4 protein-coding genes are annotated in these 4285 nt (G+C 67.6%); all 4 read left to right on the forward strand.

Annotated features, from left to right (window positions below; all coding sequences use genetic code 11):
• Positions 1-603 (forward strand): threonine/serine dehydratase (locus tag ACIQ3R_RS15825; RefSeq protein WP_397419818.1); only part of this gene is annotated, 603 nt, incomplete at its 5' end.
• Between the two features lie 89 nt (positions 604-692).
• On the forward strand, positions 693-1703 hold the full coding sequence (gap, locus tag ACIQ3R_RS15830) for a type I glyceraldehyde-3-phosphate dehydrogenase (protein WP_397419819.1): 1011 nt from the start codon (positions 693-695) through the stop codon (positions 1701-1703).
• Positions 1704-1847: 144 nt separating this feature from the next.
• Positions 1848-3044, forward strand: a complete 1197-nt coding sequence (locus ACIQ3R_RS15835; RefSeq protein ID WP_397419820.1) for a phosphoglycerate kinase — start codon at positions 1848-1850, stop codon at positions 3042-3044.
• Positions 3045-3066: 22 nt separating this feature from the next.
• Positions 3067-4152 (forward strand): class II fructose-bisphosphate aldolase, encoded by a 1086-nt coding sequence (fba, locus tag ACIQ3R_RS15840; protein WP_397419821.1) that lies wholly within the window; start codon positions 3067-3069, stop codon positions 4150-4152.
• Positions 4153-4285 lie beyond the last annotated feature (133 nt).

Here is a 4285-nt window from a genome sequence, read left to right on the forward strand (position 1 = left end):
GAAAGCCGCGAGAAGATCTCCGCCGCCATCGCCGCCGAGCGCGGCGCGGTGCTGGTTCCGGCGTTCGATGACCCGCACATTATCGCCGGCCAGGGCACAGCGGGGCTGGAGCTGGTGACCCAGGCGCGGGCGCTGGGCGCTGAGCTGGGCACGGTGATGGCCCCCTGCAGCGGCGGCGGCCTGCTCGCCGGGACCGCCCTGGCGGTCAAGGCGCTTTCGCCGGCCACCGCCCTGATGGGCGCCGAGCCCGAAGGCTACGACGATACGCTGAAGTCGCTCCAGGCCGGCGAACGGCGGCCGATGACGCTGACTAGGCGCACGCTGTGCGATGCGCTGGAGACGCCCTGCCCCGGCGAACTCACCTTCCCGATCCTCGCAAGGACCGTGGCCGACGTCGGCGTGGTCACCGACGCCGAGGTGGCGGAGGCCGTGCGCGTGGCCTTCTCGACACTGAAGCTGGTGGTCGAACCCGGCGGCGCGGCGGCGCTGGCGGCGCTCCTGGCCGGCAAGGTGCAGCCCCATGGCGACACCGTTGGGGTGATCCTCTCGGGCGGGAACATCGACCCCGAGCTCTTCGCGCGCATCCTGCGGCAAGAGATCTGAGCCCTGGTAAGCGGGTGTAAGGGGTTGACTTCCTAAGGGGTGGTCGGAACAACCCGCCGACTGAAAAATCCCGCAGGAGCTCCCCGCCCATGGCTGTCCGTGTCGCCATCAACGGCTTTGGCCGCATCGGCCGCAATGTGCTGCGTTCGATCGTCGAAAACGGCCGTCGCGACGTGGAGGTTGTCGCGATCAACGACCTTGGCCCCGTCGAGACCAATGCGCACCTGCTGCGCTACGACAGCGTCCACGGCCGCTTCCCGGCCGAGGTCGTGACCGGCCCAGACAGCATCACTGTCACGGGCTATCCGGCCATCAAGGTCACCGCCGAGCGCGACCCGGCCAAACTGCCGCACAAGGCTCTGGGCGTGGATATCGCGCTCGAGTGTACGGGCATCTTTACGTCGCGCGAAAAGGCCGCCGCCCACCTGGAAGCCGGCGCCAAGCGGGTGATCGTCTCGGCGCCCTGCGACAACGCCGACAAGACGATCGTCTATGGCGTCAACCACGGGACGCTGACCAAGGACGACATGGTCATCTCCAACGCCTCGTGCACCACCAATTGCCTGGCGCCGGTGGCCCACGTGCTGCAGGAGCTCTGCGGCATCGAGCGTGGCTACATGACCACGATCCACTCCTACACCGGCGACCAGCCGACGCTGGATACGCTGCACAAGGACCTCTACCGCGGCCGCGCCGCAGCCATGAGCATGATCCCGACCTCGACCGGCGCGGCCAAGGCGCTGGGCCTGGTGATCCCGGCGCTGGCCGGCAAGCTCGACGGCTCCTCGATCCGCGTGCCGACGCCCAACGTCTCGGTGGTGGATCTGAAGTTCGTGCCGACCCGCAAGGTGACGGCCGAGGAGATCAACGCCGCCATTTCCGCCGCCGCCAATGGCGCGCTGAAGGGCGTGCTGGGCGTCACCAATGACCCGCTTGTCTCGATCGACTTCAACCACAACCCGGCGTCGTCGACCGTGGCGCTGCCCCAGACCCAGGTGATCGACGGCGGCCTCTGCCGCGTGCTCAGCTGGTACGACAACGAGTGGGGCTTCTCCACGCGGATGAGCGACACGGCGGTCGCGTTCGCGAAACTGATCTGAACCCGCCGTCCGCGATGTCTCCCCGCGCCGTCATCCCGGCCGGAGCGCAGCGGAGAGCCGGGACCCAGCAACCGCAACGCTTGGTGCGACTGGGTCCCGGATCGGCCTTCGGCCGTCCGGGATGACAGTGTTGGGAATTCCTCGGTGAGCCAGACCTTCCAGACCCTCGACACCGCTGACCTCGCCGGCAAACGCGCCCTGGTCCGCGTCGACCTGAACGTGCCGATGGAAGATGGCCAGGTCACGGACGACACCCGTCTGCGCGCCGCCAGGCCGACCGTGGACAAGCTGGCGTCCGGCGGGGCCAAGACGATCCTGCTGGCGCACTTCGACCGGCCCAAGGGCAAGGTGGTGCCCTCGATGAGCCTGCGTCCGGTCGTCGAGGCTCTGGCGGCGGCTCTGGGCCGCCCCGTGGCGTTCGCGGACGACTGCATCGGACCCAAGGCGCGCGCGGCGGTCGCGGCCATGGCCCCCGGCGACGTGCTGCTGCTGGAAAACGTCCGCTTTCACGCGGGCGAAGAGGCCAATGATCGGACCTTCGCCGACGCCCTTGCGGCCAACGGCGACCTCTATGTCAACGACGCCTTCTCCGCCGCCCACCGCGCGCATGCCTCGACCGAAGCGCTGGCCCGGCGGCTTCCGGCCTATGCGGGCGAGCAGATGCGGCTCGAACTGGATGCGCTGGAACAGGCGCTGGGACACCCCGAACGTCCCGTTTTGGGAATTGTCGGCGGCTCCAAGGTCTCGACCAAGCTCGACCTGCTGACCAACCTGGTCACCCGGCTGGACAAGCTGGCCATCGGTGGCGGGATGGCCAACACGTTCCTGTACGCCCAGGGCCATGATGTCGGCGCGTCCTATTGCGAGAAGGACCTGGCCGAAACGGCGCGGGAGATCATCCGGCTGGCCGGCCAGAACAACTGCAAGCTTTTCCTGCCCATCGATATCGTGGTCGCCGAGAAGCTGGCGCCTGGCGCGCCGGCGCGGGTGCGGCATGTCGGCTCGATCGACGATGAGGAGCGTATCCTCGACGCCGGGCCCGAGACCGTCGAACGCCTTTGCCGGGCGATGAACAATTCCAAGACCCTGATCTGGAACGGCCCCCTGGGGGTGTTCGAGATACCCCCCTTCGACAAGGGCACCATGGCGGCCGCCCGCCACGCGGCGAAACTGGCCAAGGCCGGAGATCTGGTGGCTGTGGCCGGCGGGGGTGATACTGTGGCGGCGTTGAACGCCGCCGGCGTCTCGGAGGACTTCTCGTTCGTATCCACCGCGGGCGGCGCGTTTCTTGAATGGATGGAAGGAAAGGTGCTGCCGGGGGTGGCGGCCTTGCACCGCTAAAGGACAGGTGAGACCCTAAAGCATGGCCCGCATCACGCTTCGACAGCTTCTCGATCACGCCGCCGAGCACGGCTACGGTGTGCCCGCCTTCAACATCAACAATATGGAGCAGGCGCTGGCGATCATGGAGGCCGCCGAGGCCACCAATTCGCCGGTGATCATGCAGGCGTCGCGCGGCGCCCGCTCCTACGCCAACGATATCGTGCTGAAGCACCTGATCGACGCCATGGCCGAGATGTATCCGGCCATCCCGATCTGCATGCACCAGGATCACGGCAACAACGAAGCCACCTGCGCCACGGCGATCCAGTACGGATTCACCAGCGTGATGATGGACGGCTCGCTGAAGGCGGACGGCAAGACCCCCGCCGACTACGACTACAATGTCCGCGTCACCCGCAATGTGGTCGACATGGCCCACTGGGTCGGCGCCTCGGTCGAAGGCGAGTTGGGAGTGCTCGGCAGCCTCGAGACCGGCATGGGCGAAAAAGAGGACGGCCACGGCTTCGAGGGCAAGCTCGGCCATGACCAGCTGCTGACCGATCCGGACCAGGCCGTCGACTTCGTGAAGGCCACCGAGGTCGATGCGCTCGCCATCGCCATGGGCACCAGCCACGGAGCCTACAAGTTCACCCGCCAGCCCGACGGCGACGTCCTGGCCATGAATGTGATTGAGGAGATCCACCGCCGCCTGCCCAACACCCATCTGGTGATGCACGGCAGCTCGTCGGTGCCGCAGGATCTGCAGGACCTGATCAACAAGTACGGCGGCGAGATGCCTCAGACCTGGGGCGTGCCGGTTGAAGAGATCCAGCGCGGCATCAAGCACGGCGTGCGCAAGATCAACATCGACACCGACAACCGCATGGCCATTACCGCGGCGATCCGGAAAGTGTTCGTCGAGAAGCCCGGCGAGTTCGACCCCCGCGGCTATCTGAAGCCGGCCAAGGAGGCCATGCGCAAGGTCTGCATCCAGCGCTTCGAAGAGTTCGGGACGGCCGGCCACGCCGACAAGATCACGCCCATTCCGCTCTCGGCCATGGCCAAGCGCTATGCCGGCGGCGAACTTGCGCCCAAGGTCGGCATCACCCGGGCGGCGGCCGAGTAAAGCCTACCTTCAGGCCGTCCGGGTTCCCCAGGCGAGCCAGATCGCGACCAGGGCCAGGGCGACGGCGAAGCCGCGCTCGACCCTGCGTCTGCGCGACGCCGGTCCATTGTCCAGAAGGGCGGCGGCCTGTCCG

Origin of the sequence: Phenylobacterium sp. (genome assembly GCF_044371015.1) — a bacterium.
Classification (GTDB): Bacteria; Pseudomonadota; Alphaproteobacteria; order Caulobacterales; family Caulobacteraceae; genus Phenylobacterium.